Annotated in this window: 14 protein-coding genes; 13 read left to right on the forward strand and 1 reads right to left on the reverse strand. The window is 61.4% G+C overall.

The genetic code is table 11. The annotated features are described in order from the left end of the window. The 13 genes from CN311_RS33000 to CN311_RS18180 all read left to right on the forward strand — a co-directional run. The coding region (locus CN311_RS33000) for a hypothetical protein (protein ID WP_208866526.1) at window positions 1-198 on the forward strand (198 nt) is incomplete at its 5' end. Next, window positions 195-1,499, forward strand: a complete 1,305-nt coding sequence (locus tag CN311_RS18125; protein WP_097575120.1) for an ABC transporter substrate-binding protein — start codon at window positions 195-197, stop codon at window positions 1,497-1,499. The genes CN311_RS33000 and CN311_RS18125, both read left to right, overlap by 4 nt. Before the next feature lie 114 nt (window positions 1,500-1,613). Beyond that, complete coding sequence (locus CN311_RS18130) at window positions 1,614-3,509, forward strand: ABC transporter permease (protein WP_097575152.1); 1,896 nt, start codon at window positions 1,614-1,616, stop codon at window positions 3,507-3,509. A gap of 14 nt (window positions 3,510-3,523) precedes the next feature. Further along, window positions 3,524-4,573 carry an ABC transporter ATP-binding protein gene (locus CN311_RS18135; protein WP_097575121.1) on the forward strand — a complete coding sequence of 350 codons (1,050 nt, stop codon included), beginning with the start codon at window positions 3,524-3,526 and terminating at the stop codon, window positions 4,571-4,573. Next, on the forward strand, window positions 4,563-5,720 hold the full coding sequence (locus CN311_RS18140; RefSeq protein WP_097575122.1) for an amidohydrolase/deacetylase family metallohydrolase: 1,158 nt from the start codon (window positions 4,563-4,565) through the stop codon (window positions 5,718-5,720). The genes CN311_RS18135 and CN311_RS18140 overlap by 11 nt, the downstream gene beginning before the upstream one ends. A 12-nt stretch (window positions 5,721-5,732) precedes the next feature. After that, entirely contained in the window at window positions 5,733-7,205 is a 1,473-nt protein-coding gene (locus CN311_RS18145) for an aldehyde dehydrogenase family protein (protein WP_097575123.1), read from the forward strand. 134 nt (window positions 7,206-7,339) lie between these two features. Further along, window positions 7,340-7,759, forward strand: a complete 420-nt coding sequence (locus CN311_RS18150) for a hypothetical protein (RefSeq protein WP_133117212.1) — start codon at window positions 7,340-7,342, stop codon at window positions 7,757-7,759. Then, entirely contained in the window at window positions 7,756-9,384 is a 1,629-nt protein-coding gene (locus CN311_RS18155; RefSeq protein ID WP_097575125.1) for a GMC family oxidoreductase, read from the forward strand. Before CN311_RS18150 ends, CN311_RS18155 begins: the two co-directional genes overlap by 4 nt. A gap of 100 nt (window positions 9,385-9,484) precedes the next feature. Then, window positions 9,485-10,594 (forward strand): DSD1 family PLP-dependent enzyme, encoded by a 1,110-nt coding sequence (locus tag CN311_RS18160; RefSeq protein ID WP_097575126.1) that lies wholly within the window; start codon window positions 9,485-9,487, stop codon window positions 10,592-10,594. Beyond that, on the forward strand, window positions 10,591-11,766 hold the full coding sequence (locus CN311_RS18165; protein WP_097575127.1) for a pyridoxal-phosphate dependent enzyme: 1,176 nt from the start codon (window positions 10,591-10,593) through the stop codon (window positions 11,764-11,766). Before CN311_RS18160 ends, CN311_RS18165 begins: the two co-directional genes overlap by 4 nt. A gap of 899 nt (window positions 11,767-12,665) precedes the next feature. Next, on the forward strand, window positions 12,666-13,880 hold the full coding sequence (locus CN311_RS18170; protein ID WP_097575128.1) for a glycosyltransferase family protein: 1,215 nt from the start codon (window positions 12,666-12,668) through the stop codon (window positions 13,878-13,880). Between the two features lies 1 nt (window position 13,881). Further along, a complete protein-coding gene (locus tag CN311_RS18175; RefSeq protein ID WP_097575129.1) occupies window positions 13,882-15,126 on the forward strand; it encodes a glycosyltransferase family 4 protein in 1,245 nt (414 codons plus the stop codon). Beyond that, window positions 15,123-16,298: a glycosyltransferase family protein gene (locus CN311_RS18180; RefSeq protein ID WP_097575153.1), complete on the forward strand. Its 1,176-nt coding sequence runs from the start codon at window positions 15,123-15,125 to the stop codon at window positions 16,296-16,298. The genes CN311_RS18175 and CN311_RS18180 overlap by 4 nt, the downstream gene beginning before the upstream one ends. A 122-nt stretch (window positions 16,299-16,420) precedes the next feature. Here CN311_RS18180 and CN311_RS18185 read toward each other — a convergent pair whose 3' ends face one another. Then, window positions 16,421-17,092 (reverse strand): class I SAM-dependent methyltransferase, encoded by a 672-nt coding sequence (locus CN311_RS18185; RefSeq protein WP_097575154.1) that lies wholly within the window; start codon window positions 17,090-17,092, stop codon window positions 16,421-16,423. Window positions 17,093-17,348: the final 256 nt, after the last annotated feature.

Here is a 17,348-nt window from a genome sequence, read left to right on the forward strand (position 1 = left end):
GCTCAAAAATGGCGGATAAATGATCCGAAAATAAAAATTTTGTTGGACAGCTCCAAAAAATTTTGCATAGTTACCCCACAGCACGAGCTTAACCGGCCTTACACTTCGTCTTCGAGGCCGGAGATACCGAAAGTTATCTGCCGGCACAGCCGGTTGGCCGAAATCAAAAAAGCTATAACAATTGGGGAACTAGCATGATTTCTTCGCTGGAACGACACCTGCTGTCCAGAAGACAGATACTGCAAGGCGCTGCGGGGTTATCCGCTGCGGCGATGATGGGATCACGCGCTTTCGCGGCGCCCTCCACACCGATCAGCTTCGTTGGCTGGCAGTACCAGCCGCAGATCGTCGAAGAGAATGTCAAGTCGTTCATGAAACTCTACGACGAGAACGTGAATTACGAACTCGTATCAGGCGACTACCACCCCGTGGCGGAGACGAAACTCACCGGCGGTCAGCATATCGACATGCTGTATTCCGAGGAGAATTACATCGCCCGCTGGCACGCGGCTAACTGGATCCGCGACATCGAGAGCCTGCCGGGCGTTGCCGATATCAAGGCCGGCATGTTCCCGGTCAGCGTGGAGTCGCTTTCGCTGCCAAATGGCGGGCCGCTATGCGGGCTCCCCTATTACGCCGGCTACAACACCTTCCTCTACAATGAGGAGCATCTCGCAAAGGCCGGGGTTCAGGCGCCGGAAACCTGGGACGCCGTCCTTGAGGTCTGCCGCAAGCTCAAGAAGGATGGTGTATCCGAGGCGCCCTTCCACGCGATGTGGCAGCAACAATGGCCTGATATGTCCTGGTATATGTTCGCGGCATGGTATTCCGAAGGCGCCAAGGTCTTCGACGCCGATGGGAACTTCGTCGACGAGCCGGCCTTGCGCAAGATCCTCGAGATCAACCAGACTTTCTACAAGGAAAAGCTGGTCGTCGAGGACATCATGACTTTGCCCGGCGAAGGCGTGCCCAGCTATGCCTCCGGCCGCCACACATTCATGGTCGTGCATGATTACAACCACAAGGTTGCCAATGATCCCGCCGTTTCCAAGATCGCGGGAAAAGTGCGCAACGCGATCATGCCGGGGGCGACCCGCTCGACCATGGCCTGGACGGCGGCCTATCTCATGGGCTCGCAACCCGTCGATGAGGAACGCGTGTGGAATCTGCTCCAGTTCTTCGGCGGCAAAGCCAAGGATGGCCAGTACCATGTGATCAAGCGCTGGGCGCTCGAGTTCGGCCTCGGCTCGGGCTACAAGGAGGTCATGCAGGATCCCGAGATCGTCGCCAGTTTCTCGAAATGGCGCGACCTCGATATTTCGGCCAAACAGCTCGGCATGGCGACGTCACGCGCCATCGGCAAGGCGATCTGGTTCCCGGAATGGGATATGTTCATGATGCAGCAGGTCCAGGAATACATCCGTTCGGGCAGCTCGACCGACCAGCTGGTGGCGTCGCTTGCGGCCAAGGCTTCCGAGCTGAAGGCCCAGTATCAGTAAGGCATTCGGGGCAGCCGGTCGTCGGGGCCGGCTGCCCCGTCCGTATCAACCTCCAACGACATCGCCAGAGGCTGCATTGCCAGCGATCTGGCCCGGATGATGTGCGAGGACGCCATGACAACGACGCTGCTGCCGACGCAGAGGATCGAGCCACGGGCACACCAGCGCCGCCGCAGGATCAGCCTTCCGGCCTTTGCTTATGTCTCCGTCGCCCCGACACTGACCCTGATGGTCCTGATCGTCGGCCTGCCGCTCCTCTACAGTCTCTATTTGTCCTTCAACATCACCAATCCGATCACCAAGCGATGGATTTTCGTTGGCTTCGCCAATTATACGAAGATCTTCCAGAACCAGGACTTCTGGTATGCGCTCGGCCGCACGCTTTATTTCTCGGCGATTGCGGTCGTCGGGACGACCGTACTGGGAACACTGATCGCACTCGTTTTAAACCAGCGATTTGCCGGCCGCGGCTTCCTGCGCAGTGTGGTCCTCATTCCCTGGGCCATGGCGCCGGTGTCGATAGGGGTTCTGTGGTCCTTCATCTATGCCGGCAATTTCGGCCTGTTGAACGGCTTTCTCAACGACATAGGCCTGGGTTCATGGGGACGGGCATGGTTCGGAGAGGGCTTCCGCGCCCTCAACCTCGTGGCGTTGACCCAGGTCTGGAACCAGACGCCGCTGACGACGCTGATGCTCCTTTCCAGCCTGCAATCCATGCCGGGCAACCTGCATCGCGCAGCCATTCTCGACGGCGCGGGACCGGTCAAGCGCTTCTTCTCGATCACGCTGCCCTGGCTCAAGCCGACGCTGCTTTTCTCCACCATCATCTCCACCATCAATGCGTTCCTGGCCTTCGACATCATCTGGATCATGACGCGCGGCGGTCCGGGCGCGGCGACAACCACGCTGTCCTGGCTCGGCTATATGCAATCCTTCCAGTTCCTGAAGTTCGGCGAAGGGGCCGCCCTTCTTTACGTGCTGACGTTTCTCAGCCTTGCATTCGCGATCGCCTATTTCGCCTTCCTCAGCCCGAGGAAAGCCAGAATGACGGCGCCGGCGATGGCCGCTCCAGGACCGCAGACGGCCAGCCGCCCGCGGCCCCCGATGGTCGTCTTGCCGGAGTGGAAGCCGAAGAGGCTGATGGGCCCGATTGCCACGCGCAACACGGGCAAGTTTCTGTTCGCGCTTGCCGTTGCTGCCATCTTTGTCTGGTCTTTCCTGCCTGTCGCCGCGCTGATCCTGATCAGCCTGTCGCCAGCCACCGACCTGATCCGAACGCCTCCTTCCGTCGTGCCCTCGACGCTCACCTTCGAGAACTATCGGTCCGTGCTCATGGCCCAGGGCACAACCAGCGTGCAGGCCGCACGCGTGCCGTTGTCCCTGCTCAACAGTTTCGGCATCGGCATCGTCGTCTCCGTCGTCAATGTCGCGCTCGGCACCTTGGCCGGCTACGGTTTTGCCCGCTACGCCGGACATCGTTTCTTTGCCGTCAGCCTCTGGGCGCTTCTTCTGACGCGTATGGTTCCTGCGCTGACGCTGGTTCTGCCGTTCTTTGTCATCTTCCGGACGCTCGGACTCATCGACACCCATCTCGGTCTGGCGATCGCATATTCGACGATCCTGATGCCGCTTGCCGCCTGGATGATGAAGACCAGTTTCGAGACCGTGCCCCTCAGCCTGGAGCGCGCGGCACAGATCGATGGCTGCAGCCGCTGGACGATGTTCCTCAAGGTTCTGGTGCCTGTGGTGCGGCCGGCTATCGTCGCGGCGCTGATCTTCTGCTTCCTGGTATCCTGGAACGAGTTTCTCTTTGCCATGATCCTGACCTCGACCCCCAAGACGCAGACAATCCCGGTCGTCATCGCGGGCTTTCTCAACCAGGCACGCTTCTATGAGTATGGGCCGCTTTTTGCGGCCAGCGTGCTTGCCATCCTGCCGCCCGTGGCGGTCGCCTTCTTCTTCCAACGTTACCTCGTCCAGGGTGCGCTTTCCGGCGCGGTCAAGGGCTGAAAGGAGCTTCGAGCATGGCATCGATCGAAATTGCCGGCCTCAACAAGCGGTTCGGGACGATGGCTGTTTTGAAAGGGCTCGATCTCTCGATCAACGATGGCGAGTTCATCTCCTTCCTCGGACCGTCGGGATGCGGGAAATCGACTTTGCTGTTTTGCATCGCCGGCCTGGAAGATATCGACGAGGGATCCATCCGCTTCGACAACAGGGAGATTTCGGATCTCGGACCGCGCGAACGCAACATCGCCCTGGTCTTCCAGGATTACGCGCTCTATCCGCACATGACGGTGCGCGAGAATATCGCCTTTCCATTGCGCCAGCAGAAGCTGGACGAAGCGACCGTGGGCAAGCAGGTTGCCTGGGCCGCCGATGTTCTGGGCATCGAGGCCCTTCTCGACAGACCGCCGGCAGCGCTCTCCGGCGGCCAGCGCCAGCGCGTCGCCGTTGGCCGCGCGATCGTCAGAAACCCCTCGGTCCTTCTAATGGACGAGCCTCTTTCCAATCTCGATGCCTCGCTGCGCGTGCGCATGCGCACCGAGATCCGACGCCTCCAGAAAGCGCTCGGCATTACCGTCATCTTCGTCACCCACGATCAGGAGGAGGCCATGGTGCTGTCCGACCGGATCGCCGTGATGAAGGACGGCGTCGTGCAGCAGTTCGCGCCACCGATGGAGGTCTATTCGGCTCCCGCCAACCAGTTCGTTGCCGGGTTCATCGGCAGCCCGCAAATGAATTTCTTGCCTGCCAATCTGTGTGGCGGCAGTTCCGATCAGATCCTCGGCGTGCGTCCACATGACCTGAAGCCCGCGGCTCGCGGCAATGGCGGCCTGACGCTGTCCGGCGAGCTTGTGCTCATCGAGCCGGCCGGGCCCTTCCAGTTCCTCGACGTTTCGATCGCCGGGCACGTCGTCCGGGCAACCTGTAGCGACGCATCCGGCCTGTCTGCCGGCCAAAGCGTCATCCTTAGCGCGCGAGCGGACGCCGTTCGTTATTTCGCCGCGGACGGCGGCACCCGTATCAACCAGCAATTCTTGGAAACCGAAAGCCGAATTCATGCCGTATGAGCTCGTTTTAAAAAATGGCCGTGTGATCGATCCTTCCCAGGGCATCGACCGCATCACCGACGTCGCCTTCGCCGGCGGAAAGATCGCCGCGCTTGGGGACGGTCTTTCCGGCACGCAAGAACGAAACGTCTCCGGCTTGATCGTGACGCCTGGCCTGATCGATCTGCACACGCATGTCTACTGGGGCGGGACGTCGCTTGGCGTGGACCCCGACGCGTTTGCCCGAAAGAGCGCGGTTTCGACCTGCGTCGATACAGGAAGTGCGGGACCGGGAAATTTTCCGGGATTTCGCAAGCATGTGATCGAGCGCAGCACCGCCCGCATCCTCGTCTATCTGCATATCTCCTTCGCCGGCATCTATGGGTTCGCAAAGAATTTCATGATCGGCGAAAGCCATGACATGCGGCTTCTTGCGGGCCGTGAAGCGGTCGAGATCATCAACGCCAACCGCGACGTCATCATCGGCGTGAAGGTGCGCATCGGGCGCCATGCTTCCGGGCCCGCCGGTATCCAGCCTCTCGATGTCGCCCTGCAGGTCGCGGATGAGACGGGCCTGCCGCTGATGGCCCATATCGATGAGCCGCCGCCATCTTACGAGGCCGTTGTCTCGCGCCTGCGCGCCGGTGACGTGCTGACCCATTGTTTCCGACCCTTCCCCAATGCACCCGTCGACGGCAGGGGCAAGATCAAGCCGGAAATCCTCGAGGCAAGGCAACGCGGCGTTCTTTTCGATATCGGCCACGGGATGGGCTCCTTCTCGTGGAAGTCCGCGCGCGCAATGATGGCGCAAGGTTTCCAGCCGGACACCATCTCCTCCGATGTCCATGCGCTGTGCATCGAAGGCCCGGCCTACGACCAGGTCACGACGCTTTCGAAATTCCTGACGCTCGGCATGTCGATCAACGACATCATCGCAGCCTCGACCGTCAATGCGGCCAAGGCATTGCGGCGCCCTGAGCTTGGAACGTTCAAGATCGGCTCGGCCGGGGATGCGAGCATCCTCGAATTGCGCAGCGGCGCGTTTTCCCTTGAAGACACGCGTGGCGAGATCGTCGTCGCGCCTGAACGTATCTTTGCCGCCGGTCTGGTCATTGCCGGCCAGGATATCGGTACCGACGATCAAACGCTCGCAGCAGCGGCTGAATAGGGAGATCTGAAAATGGACAGTGGCTACGCAATGAAAGACGCGCCGGCGAATTTCATAGGCGGCGAATGGCAGACGGAGCCGGAGACCATGGCGGCGGTCAATCCGGCAACCGGAGAGACCATTGCCCAGCTCCCGCGATCAAGCCGCGAGACGGCACAACGGGCTGTCGCCGCGGCAAAAACCGCCGCGCCGGCATGGGCCGACATGCCGGTTTTCAAGCGCGCAGCGATCTGCGTTGCCATCGCCTCGGCAATCGACGCCGCTCAGGAAAAGATCGCGCGTATCCTCTCGGCCGAGCAAGGCAAGGTTCTTGCAGAGGCCATGGGTGAGGTCGGCAAGGCCGCCGACGGCTTCCGGCTGGCATCCGAACTCGTCAAGCAAATGGGCGGCCAGACCCTGCCCGCCGAGGATCCGACGAAGCTCGTCATGACGATCCGCCAGCCGCGTGGCGTTTATGGCGTCATCACCCCGTGGAATTTTCCGGTCAACATCCCCGTGGAATATCTGGCTCCGGGCATTGCAAGCGGCAACACCATCGTCTGGGTCCCCGCTCCTTCCACCTCGCTGGTCGCCTGTGCCTTGATGGAGGCAATCGACAGCGCCGGTCTTCCAGCCGGCGTCATCAATCTGGTCATCGGCGAGGGCGCAACCGCGGGCGACGCCGTCGTGGTTCATCCCGACGTGGCGGCCATCGGCTTTACCGGGAGTGCGGCGACCGGCAGGAAAATCGCCGAGCGCGGCGCCGGCAAGCCGCTGCTCCTGGAACTGGGCGGCAATGGCCCCGTGATCGTTTTCGAGGATGCCGATCTTGACGCGGCCGCCGCTGCCGCGGCCGGAGGCGCATTCTTCAATGCCGGTCAGGTCTGCGCCGCGACGGGGCGTGTTCTCGCGCATCAGTCGATTGCCGAAAGCCTGTGCCAGAAACTTGTCGCCCATGCCAAAAAACATGTGCTCGGCGATCCCTTCCATCAGGGAACCACCATGGGGCCGCTGAACAACGCCAAGGTCGCGGCCAAGGTCAAGGAGCATGTCGATGACGCCGTCGCTCAAGGCGCCAAGGTGCTTTATGGCGGCAAGCCGCGCCCCGATCTCGGCAGCGGACTTTTTTTTGAACCGACGATCATCGCCGGCGTCACACGCGAGATGAAAATCAACCGGGAGGAGACTTTCGGTCCTGTCGTGCCCGTTCTCGCGTTCAAGGACGAGGCCGAAGCGCTCGATCTGGCGCTCGACAGCGACTATGGCCTGTCGGTCGGCGTCTTCACGGCGGATGTGGCGCGAGGTGTTTCGATCGCCAAGGCGATCCCCGCCGGGATCGTCAACGTCAATGCCGGCAGCACCTGGTGGGAAATTCACCTGCCCTTCGGCGGCGGGACCGGCACCAGGAGCGGCATCGGCCGGCTCGGCGGCGTGCACACGATGGAAGCCATGACGGAACTGAAGATGATAACGGTCACGATGGATAAAAAGGCAGGTGCGGCATGAGCCCCCAATCGCTTGCCTTTGCCGGCGAACGCAATTCGCCGCTTTCTCCACCCGAGAGAACACGATTGATCCGCGCTCTTGTCGATGAACTGATCCCCGGCGACGAGGGATGGCCCTCCGCATCCGAGGCCGGTGTGCACGGCATCGTCGCGATGCGCCTCTTCGCGGACTGGAGCGATGAGCGGATTACGGCACTGGCCGATCTGCTCGGCTGGGAAAAGGACGGCCTTTCAAGCGCCGATGGCGAAACCCGCATCGCCGCCGTCAAGGCCTTCGAAGAAGCCGACACGGAGCTTTTCGACAAGATCTACGCGGCGGTGACGCTTGCGTATTACGAAACGCCCTTCGTCATTGAAGCCATTCGAAACACGGGGCGTCCGTACTCATACCGGCCGCATGTGACCGGCTATGACATGGCGCCCTTCGATTTCAACCGGGATCCGCCTGCCCATCGGCGCGGCCATTACCTGAAAACTGAAAACGTCAGGCCCGTCGATACGTCGTCGCTCGGGCTGGATACGGTAAAGACAGATCGCTGGGGAGTGAAAAAATGACGACAGAGCGCATCTGTGATGTGTTGATCGTGGGTGCCGGCGCAACGGGATCCCTGGCGGCGCTGACATTGGCGGAAGCCGGTCTCGATGTCGTCTGCCTGGAACAGGGTTCCTGGGTGGAAGCGCAAGATCACCCGCATCTCCATGCCGACTGGTCGTGGCAGCGCCGGACCAACTGGAGCCCGGACGTCAACAAGCGCAGCCATCCGGACGATTTCCCCGTCAATTCGGACTCCTCGCAAATCCTGATGTGGAACGCCGTCGGCGGGTCGACCAACGTCTATGGTGCAATCTGGCCACGCTACCGTCCCTCCGATTTCCGCAAGGGCACGGAGCATGGTCTTCAGCCGGACTGGCCGCTCACCTATGAGGATATCGCGCCCTTCTACGAGCAGGCCGACAAGCTCGTCGGCGTGTCGGGACTTGCCGGCGATCCGGCCATGCCTCCACGAGACCGCTGCCCGACCCCGCCAATGCCTGTGTCCAAGGTGGCGAAGCGCCTTGCTGCCGGTTTCGATGCGCTTGACTGGCACTGGTGGCCCGTCGAGGCCGCGGCGATCTCGGAGGATTATGACGGCCGACCGGCCTGCAACAATTGCGGCACCTGCAACGGCTGCCCGCGCGGATCGATGAGCAAATATTCGCTGTCCATCTGGCCGAAGGCATTGAATGCAGGCTGCGAACTGCGCATCAACGCCCGTGTGCTGAAAATCGAGAAAGACCCGGGCGGTCGCGCAAGCGGCGCTCTCTATGTCGACCGCAACACCGGGAAGCAGCATTTCCAGAAAGCGAAACTGGTTATCGTGGCTGCGAACGGCATCGGAACGCCACGGCTCCTTCTTGCGTCCGACAATCTTGCCAACGCCAACGATCAGGTCGGACGCTATCTCCTGCACCACACGCTGGTTGCCTGCGAAATGTGGGTCGACGAGCCGGTCGATGGTCATATCGGATACGTCGCATCCCTGCTGTCGCGGCAGTTCGCCGAAACCGACGTGTCGCGCGGTTTCGTCAACGGTTTCAATTTCAACTGCATCACCTCCACGCCCTCGGCGGGAGAGCTTGCGGCCGGCTGGTTCACGCCGGCCCGCGCGCCATGGGGCCGCGACCATCATTCATGGTTCGAGCGTCACTTCGGCCATTCCATCGGCGTTTTCGCCATTGGCGACGATCTGCCCAATCCGGAAAATCGCGTGACGCTGGATCCTGTGCTGAAGGATACCGACGGCGTGCCAGCGGCGAAGACCCATTATGCGCCAGGTGAAAACGACAAGCGCATGATGAACTACATGCTCGATCGCCTCGAGGAGCTTGCAAAGGCCTGCGGCGCTTTCGAATATCGGCTGCATGACTATCGCGACAAGGACGGCGTTTATCGTACACCCGCCTGGCATATGATCGGCACCTGCCGCATGGGCAGCGACCCGGCGACATCCGTCGTCAACCGGTGGAATCAGACCTGGGAGGTTCCCAACCTTTTCATCGTCGATGGGAGCGTGCTGGCGACCGGCGGTGTCGTCAATCCGACGGCGACCATCTCGGCGCTCGCCTTGCGTGCCGCGGCCTATATCCGCGACAATTTCGAAACCCTGTCACAGCAGACGCGGTCGTCGATAGCCGCCTGACGCGGACGACGCGGGTAGTCCATCGCAAGCCCGGTAAAGCCATCGAGGCCCCCGCCGAAAATGGCCGTAACCGGGGTCGTGCGGATCAGAGAAAGACAAAATGCTCCAACGCCCCCCTGCCGAGCCCGGAATGAGCGAAGCCGATATCGATACCCCTGCCCTCATCATCGACCTCGATGCAATGGAAGGCAATCTCGACCGCATGGCCGCATTCTGCCGCGATGCGGGGGTGCGGTTGCGCGCTCACGCGAAAACCCACAAGTCCCCCATCATCGCGCATTGGCAGATCGCCAGGGGGGCCATCGGCCAGTGCGTGCAAAAAACTGCGGAAGCCGAGGTTCTTGCCTGGGGCGGCGTCAGCGACATCCTCGTTTCGAACGAGGTCGTTTCTTCCCGCAAGCTGGCGCGTCTGGCCGCGCTGACCAGGATGTCGAAGATTTCGCTTTGTGCCGATAGCGCGGCTGTGGTCGACGAGATCGAGGCCGTTGCCGAATCCTTCGCCACGCGGTTGACCGTGCTGGTCGAGATCGACGTCAGCGGCGGCCGCTGCGGCGTGGAGCCCGGCGAGCCGGCCACGGCACTGGCGGTACGCATAGCGAGAAGCCGCCATCTGGTGTTCGGCGGCCTGCAATCCTATCAAGGGCGCGCCCAGCACCTGCGCACCGAACAGGAACGGCGCGACGCGATCGGCCAGGCTGCGGCGCGAACGGCGGATACGGTCGCCGCAATCAGGAAGCAAAAGCTTGAATGCGCTGTCGTTGGCGGCGCAGGCACGGGCACCTTTGCCCACGAGGCAGCCAGCGGCGTCTACAACGAGTTGCAGACCGGCTCCTATGTGTTCATGGATGCCGACTATGCACGAAATCGTCCCGCTCCCGATTTCGAACAATCGTTGTTTGTGTTGAGCACTGTGATGAGTGCCGCCCGTCACGGCATCGCGGTTCTGGATTGCGGCCACAAGGGGATTGCCGTCGACAGCGGGCTTCCTCTTATCCACGCCAGACAGGATATCGACTATGTCGGCGCATCCGATGAGCACGGTTCGCTCGTCCTGCGTTCGGATCCCGGCAGCCTTGCCATCGGCGAAACGCTGCGCCTCATTCCGGGACATTGCGACCCAACGGTCGACCGCTACGACTGGTATGTCGGCATGCGCGGCAAGCGGGTCGAATGCGTCTTTCCTGTTGCGGCGCGCGGAATGATGCAATGACGCTTGCTGCTCCTCTGAGAACCGAAACGAAGCCCCAGGACCTGGGCCTGCGCTGCATCGCCTGCGATGCCACCCTGGCGCCAACACTGGTCTACCGCTGCCCCGACTGCGGCGGCATATTGGAGGTTGTACGTCAAAAACCGGAGAGCCGCGGCTGGCTCAGGGCCGACTTCGTCGCGGATGACATTACGCTTGGAGAGGGCGGCACGCCGCTTCGGGAACTGAGATCCGATCTCCTCCATGCCGGCTTCAAAGGGCGGCTTTTGGTGAAGGACGAAACCCGCAATCCATCCGGCTCCTTCAAGGATCGCCTCGTGGCGGCGTCGTTGAGCCGGGCGATCGCGCTTGGCGCGACGGGTATCGTCAGCGCGTCGAGCGGCAACGCCGGCGCTGCCGCCGCCTGCTATGCCGCGAATGCGGGAATTCCCGCTATCATCGTCTGCCCGGACGCGACCCCGCGTGGCAAGCTGGCGCAGATTGCCGCCTATGGCGCCGGGCTTGAGCAGGTGCCCGGCCATTACGGAAACTCGTTTGAGCACGCCAAGCGACTCTGCGCCGAGACCGGCTATGCAAATCTGACCGCGACCTATCTCAATCCTTATGGCGTGGATGCCTTGCGGCTGGTCGGGCAGGAACTCCATGAGCAGATGGGACGCATCGTGCCCGACTGGATCGCCATCCCGACAAGTTCCGGGCCGCTGGTCAAAGGCGTCTTTCAGGGCTTCATGGACAGGGCTGGCGAAGTGCCGCGTCTGATCGCCGCGCAGTCCGAAGGCTGTGCTCCAATAGCGAGGGCCTTCAAGGACGGAAAGATCGACGTTGCCGGCTGGGAGAACCCCAACACGATCGCTTCCGGCATTTCGGACCCGTTGCAGGCCTATCCCGAGGAAGGCAGTCTGACGCTTTCGCTTGTCCGCGCAAGCAAGGGCGTTGCGTATGCCGTCGGCGATGAGCGCATTCGCGAGGCGATGATCGACCTGGCGCGCAAGGCCGGTTTGTTCTGCGAGCCGACGGCGGCGGCCTCTCTTGCCGCGGCCCGGGATCTGTTCATGAACGGCACGATTGGATCAACTGATACCGTGGTCTGCATTGTGACCGGACATGGTTTCAAGGATTTCGCGGCCCACGAGGGCGTGGGGCACTCCATTCATCGAGGATCCAGACCGCTTTAACCGGGAACTCTCGGAGTTCGCGGATTGAAGAGGCGTGGGCCAAGCGAATGCGCCCAATCCTGACAACGATTATCGTGGACGGCGTCGCTGTCGGGCGCCTTCACAACGAGCGACCCAGAAAGTGTCGCCGATCTCATGCTCCAGATGCAAATCGCGGCGAAATACCTCGTCGAACGCGGCGCTGTCGCAAAAAGCCACGCGCGAGAGGGAAGCGGCCGCGTCGGAATTGATCCGGTCGATAGGCTCATGTACCAACGGGGGAACACTAATCCAGGGAACTGGTCCGGATTCCGCTGGCCTCGGCACCGGAGCGCTCACTATGAGAAATGGAATCGATCCTGGCATTCCAGGAGCCAGCAGTCAGCGATCGACAAGCAGCCGGTGTTGCACACACCCTATTGCAGGTTGCGTGTTGTGAGCGCTCGTATCCACTCGATTCCTGCCGAATTTCCGGCTAGCCTGGCGATAGATGGCTCAGTTCTGGGGGTGAATCATAATCAGACCGCCTCTCAAGATATTGATGAGCAGCACCTTTGGTCCTCCAGACCGAGAGCAATGGGGAGTGAAGTGAGTTCTATAGCAATATGCGCCGTCCGGCGACCTTGTCCTTTCGTATGCCGATAAAGCAATTAGGTGTATGGCATTCGCCTTCACCGCTCCAAAGCCAAAGGAGCTCGGAGAGACCGGAGCTTATTGGAAATCAAGAGGGATGGCTTCCATAGCGAATGACGATCAGCTTGAAGGCACTATTAAGAAGAGCGTCATCCTTGGACACTCTTGGGTAATACGGATTGTAAATTGCGCCCCCATGTTTCAAAACAGGCCGATAGCCCGCGAGGATGGTTTCGTGCGGGGTCGCCCATGGTCCTCAAGGCGAGAATTCTAAAAGACGTTCAACAATGACCCAGCACGTACAAAACGCTCGAATTCTCATGTACAGCCACGACACGTTCGGGCTCGGCCACTTGCAGCGCTGCCGGACGATCGCGCATTCGCTGGTCGAGGATTTCCGCGGACTTCAGGTTCTCATCATTTCGGGTGCGACTATCGCTGGCGCCTTCGACTACCGCGCCCGTGTCGACTTCGTGAAGATCCCCAGCGTCATCAAGTTGCGCAACGGCGAATACACCTCGCTGGAGAAGGATATCGATCTTCATGAGACGCTGAGGATGCGCCAGTCGATCATCCGCCACACAGCCGAGACCTTCCGGCCGGATATCTTCATCGTCGACAAGGAACCGCTCGGCCTGCGTGGTGAAATCGAAGACACTCTGTCCTACCTCAAGACGCGGGGCACCACGCTCGTGCTAGGCTTGCGCGAGGTGATGGACGCGCCGCATCTGCTCGAAGCTGAGTGGGCACGCAGGGATGTTATGCGCAAGATAGGCCTGTTCTACGACAAGGTCTGGGCCTATGGTCCGCCGGATTTCTACGACCCGTTGACCGGCTTGGATGTCCCGCCCGCTGTCAGGGCAAAGATGAAGTTCGTCGGTTTCCTGCAACGGAGCCTGCAGAAGAACGAGTTGCCCGGCCACCGGCCCGAGGGCGACTATATCCTCGTTACCACCGGTGGTGGCGGTGACGGCGGGGACTTGATCCACAACGTCATCGATGCCTATCAGCAGGATCCGCACTTGCGGCATAGGGCGCTGATCGTGCTTGGGCCTTACATGCCGGCGCGCAAGCGCAACAAGTTGCTCAAGAAGGGGTCCAAGATCCCCTATATCAAGATGATCGAGTTCGATAACCGCATGGAAGAGCTTATTGCCGGCGCCAAGGCGGTGGTGGCGATGGGGGGTTACAACACCTATTGCGAGATACTGTCTTTCGACAAGCCGGCGCTGATCGTGCCGCGCGTCAAGCCCCGCGAGGAACAACTGATCCGCGCGCGGCGCGCGGCCGAACTCGGCCTCGTCGAGATGCTTTTGCCGGAAGAAGCCGAGGATACCCAGCGGTTTGCCGATGCCCTGGAGGCGCTGCCGGACCGGCCCCGCCCATCGCAGAGCAATCCGCATCTGACGCTGGAAGGGCTGCCTCATATATCCGAGATCGTCGCGGAACTGCTCGAACGGCGGGCCGGCCATCACCTTTCGGTCATCGAAGGCATGAACTGAATTGCAACGTCGCAAGATCGTCGTGGTTCTGAAGGGCTATCCACGGCTGTCGGAAACCTTCATCGCGCAGGAACTGCTCGGCCTGGAGCGTGCGGGTTTCGACCTGGTACTCGTCGCGCTCAGGCGGCCGACCGACGCAAAACGCCACCCCGTGCATGACGAGATCAAAGCGCCCGTCCATTATCTGCCGGAATATCTGCATGAAGAGCCGCTGCGCGTGGCCCGCTCGCTGTTCGCTTATCTGCTGCGGCCGGGCTTCTGGCGCGCTCTCGGATCACTGGCGGCCGATATCCCCCGCGACTTTACGCGCAATCGCGCGCGCCGCTTCGGGCAAGCGCTTGTGCTGGCGGCCGAATGGCCGGAAGACGCGGGCTGGTTGCATGCACATTTCGCGCACACGCCGGCATCGGTGACGCGCTATGCCAGCCAGCTTCGTGGCCTGCCCTGGAGCTGCTCGGCCCATGCCAAAGACATCTGGACTTCGGCGGACTGGGATCTGGCTGGCAAGCTTGCCTCGGCGCGCTGGACGGTCACTTGCACGAAAACCGGCTTCGACCGTCTGAAAGAACTCGCTAACGGCAACTCGTCTGTGCATCTGAGCTATCATGGGCTCGACCTTGATCGCTTCGGCAGTTTCGGCGAGGCGCGAAAGCAGCATGACGGCTCGGCGCCGGACGAACCGGTTATCGTTGTGAGTGTTGGGCGCGCCGTTGAAAAGAAAGGTTACGATACCTTGCTGGAGGCCCTTGCCCTCTTGCCTGGTGATCTGGCGTGGCGTTTCGAGCACATCGGCGGCGGCGAAGAACTGGAACGGCTCAAGGCGCTGGCGCAAAAGCTCGGACTGGATGGTCGCGTCTCTTGGGAAGGCGCGCTTGCGCAGGAGGAGGTGCTTGCGCACTACCGAGGCGCCGACATTTTCGCCCTGGCCTGCAGGATCACTGCAAATGGGGACCGGGACGGTCTGCCGAATGTTCTGGTGGAGGCGGCTAGCCAGCGGCTTGCCTGCGTGTCGACCGATATTTCCGGTGTGCCGGAGCTTTTATCGCCGGATGAAACCGGGCTGCTGGTTCCGACGGAAGACCCAATTGCCCTGGCACAAGCGCTGGAGCGCCTGATCCGTGATCCCGTGCTACGCGCCCGCCTCGGAGACGCCGCAGAGCGGCGCGTGCGCGGCAATTTCGATCATATGGCAAGCATTGGACAGCTCAAGGAACTGTTCGAGCGGGAGTGGCGGGCCGCCGAATGAAGCGGCTGCGCGCTTTCTTCTATGTCCAGCACCTGCTCGGTATCGGCCATCTCGCGCGCGCCAGCCGCATTGCGGCGGCTCTAGTCGATGACGGGTTTGACGTAACCGTCGTGACCGGCGGAGCGCCCATCGCGGGGTTTCCGGGACCGAGTGTAAAATCTGTAACCCTGCCCCCCGTCACCTCCGGTGATGAAGGATTTTCCGGACTTGTCGACCTGCAGGGCAAACCCATCGACGATGATTTCAAGAAATCGCGTTCAGAGATGCTGCTGCACGCATTCCGGGATTGCAGGCCTGATATCGTCATTGTCGAGGCGTTTCCATTTGGGCGCCGGCAGATGCGTTTCGAACTCTTACCGCTGATCGAGGCCATCGACGCGACGTCGCCCAGACCGCTGCTGGCGACGTCCGTGCGTGATATCCTCCAGGAACGCGTCAAGCCGGGCCGAAACGAGGAAACGATCGATCTGATCAACCGGCATTTCGACCTTGTTATGGTCCACGGCGATCCGTCTTTCGCAACCATCGACAAAACATTCCCACTGGCTGCGGCGATCAGGGCCGAGGTCACCTACACAGGGCTGGTTGCCGCGCCGCCACCAGCCCCGGCCTCCGAGCGCTTCGACGTTCTGGTGTCGGTTGGCGGCGGGGCTGCCGGAAAGAGCCTTGTCAGTTCCACCATCGCAGCGGCACGGAATGCCAACAACGCTTGGAAATGGTGTTTGATCACCGGACCAAACCTGCCGAAGGACGAGTTTGACGCGATCGCATGCGATGCTGCGCCGGGCCTGTCCATCTTCCGGTTCCGCGAGGATTTCGCCAGCCTGCTGACCGGCGCCCGCCTGTCAGTCTCGCAGGCGGGTTACAACACGGTCTGCGATGTCCTGCGCGCGGGCTGTCGCTCCCTGCTCGTTCCATTTGCAGCCGGCGGGGAAACCGAGCAGACGTTTCGCGCCCTGATGCTCGAAGAACTCGGTCTTGCAACGGTGCTGATGGAAAAGAACCTGACGCCTGAAGGTTTGGCGCAAGCGATCGAACAGGCGCTGGCAGGACCGCCGCCTTCCGCGCATCGTCTCGATCTGGACGGCGCACGGCGGTCGGCGCAAATCCTGCGCGAGCGGTATAGAACATGGTCCCTAAAAGGTGGGGCGCGGTTTCGGAAAGGTTCATGATCAAACAGACGATAGATCCTGACGCGCGTCGCGTCTGGTGAGATTCATGCGACGCGCCTCAAGTCCTTGTTTTTATGCATGTCGTTGTCCCAAACCGCTACGCACTTTTGGGCGAAAATGCGTTAAACAGTTCCAATCAGCATGAAGCGCGTATAATTCTTTGTCGGCAGTTCGCCGGAGAAGCGCACCTCCGGTAGCGCCGCCATTGCCTCGAAGGCTGCAAGTGAAGCCACGCAGTTGATGTGCGTCGGCTCGCTGAAATAGTCGTTCGATTGCAGCAGTACATTCGTGCCACTCGGAAGCAGAGCAAGCCAGGCGCGCAGGTCGGCTATGTGCTCGCAGCTCGTATTGACCACAAGGTCGGGCCGCCCGGCCGCATAGTCGAGTGCGTACATATCTGCCGTCAGCGCCCGGAACCGGTCGCCGGCTTCCCGGTTGAGGGTCCGGGCGACCGGCGCGACTTCGGGATCGATGTCGATGCTATCGACTGCCGCGATGTCGAAGCGGGCGTCGTTGAATAGCATTGCCGGCAATACGCCGTACCATCCACCCAGAATCCATATGCGCCCGAACCGGCCGCCGCAGCTTTCGAACAGCCGATCGAGCGCCCACATCTTGCAGGCGACCTGCTTGTGGTTGAAGGCGTTGGCGATATCGGCCTTCGGATGCTTGGCGATGACGCGCGCCAGCCCTGCCACGAGAGGGCAGTTGACATAGGCAGCAATTCCCCGCGTGAGGTCCAAGGCTTGCTCGTGCGAGTCCGTGCCGGCATTGCGTGGTTGCGTGACATCCATCATATTCGCCTTGTATGTTGGGATTTCGGGCGACACAACGCAATCTTGCCTCGCGCAAACTGTTTGATTCGCGGACGTGATTATGCTGCAAGCCGCTTCGCCATTGCCCGGTGCCGGAGAGAACCTGTTGCATCTGTCCGGAGCATCGGCGTCCGTCCGCCTACACCAGCCGCGCAGCTGCGGCGTCGTGTTGCTCGGCTATTCGCCAAAACTCTCCGGAAGCCGCGGACTGTTTGGCCGCCTGCATCTTTCCAAC

Origin of the sequence: Mesorhizobium sanjuanii (assembly GCF_002529485.1) — a bacterium.
In the GTDB taxonomy this organism is placed as follows: domain Bacteria; phylum Pseudomonadota; class Alphaproteobacteria; order Rhizobiales; family Rhizobiaceae; genus Mesorhizobium; species Mesorhizobium sanjuanii.

Bases quoted from the DNA above. Each gene is read 5' to 3' on its own strand.
- CN311_RS18145 (WP_097575123.1), top strand. From the start codon at position 5,733: ATGGACAGTGGCTACGCAATGAAAGACGCGCCGGCGAATTTCATAGGC.
- CN311_RS18125 (WP_097575120.1), top strand. From the start codon at position 195: ATGATTTCTTCGCTGGAACGACACCTGCTGTCCAGAAGACAGATACTG.
- CN311_RS18160 (WP_097575126.1), top strand. From the start codon at position 9,485: ATGCTCCAACGCCCCCCTGCCGAGCCCGGAATGAGCGAAGCCGATATC.
- CN311_RS18130 (WP_097575152.1), top strand. From the start codon at position 1,614: ATGACAACGACGCTGCTGCCGACGCAGAGGATCGAGCCACGGGCACAC.
- CN311_RS18170 (WP_097575128.1), top strand. From the start codon at position 12,666: ATGACCCAGCACGTACAAAACGCTCGAATTCTCATGTACAGCCACGAC.
- CN311_RS18165 (WP_097575127.1), top strand. From the start codon at position 10,591: ATGACGCTTGCTGCTCCTCTGAGAACCGAAACGAAGCCCCAGGACCTG.
- CN311_RS18140 (WP_097575122.1), top strand. From the start codon at position 4,563: ATGCCGTATGAGCTCGTTTTAAAAAATGGCCGTGTGATCGATCCTTCC.
- CN311_RS18180 (WP_097575153.1), top strand. From the start codon at position 15,123: ATGAAGCGGCTGCGCGCTTTCTTCTATGTCCAGCACCTGCTCGGTATC.
- CN311_RS18155 (WP_097575125.1), top strand. From the start codon at position 7,756: ATGACGACAGAGCGCATCTGTGATGTGTTGATCGTGGGTGCCGGCGCA.
- CN311_RS18135 (WP_097575121.1), top strand. From the start codon at position 3,524: ATGGCATCGATCGAAATTGCCGGCCTCAACAAGCGGTTCGGGACGATG.
- CN311_RS18185 (WP_097575154.1), bottom strand. From the start codon at position 17,092: ATGGATGTCACGCAACCACGCAATGCCGGCACGGACTCGCACGAGCAA.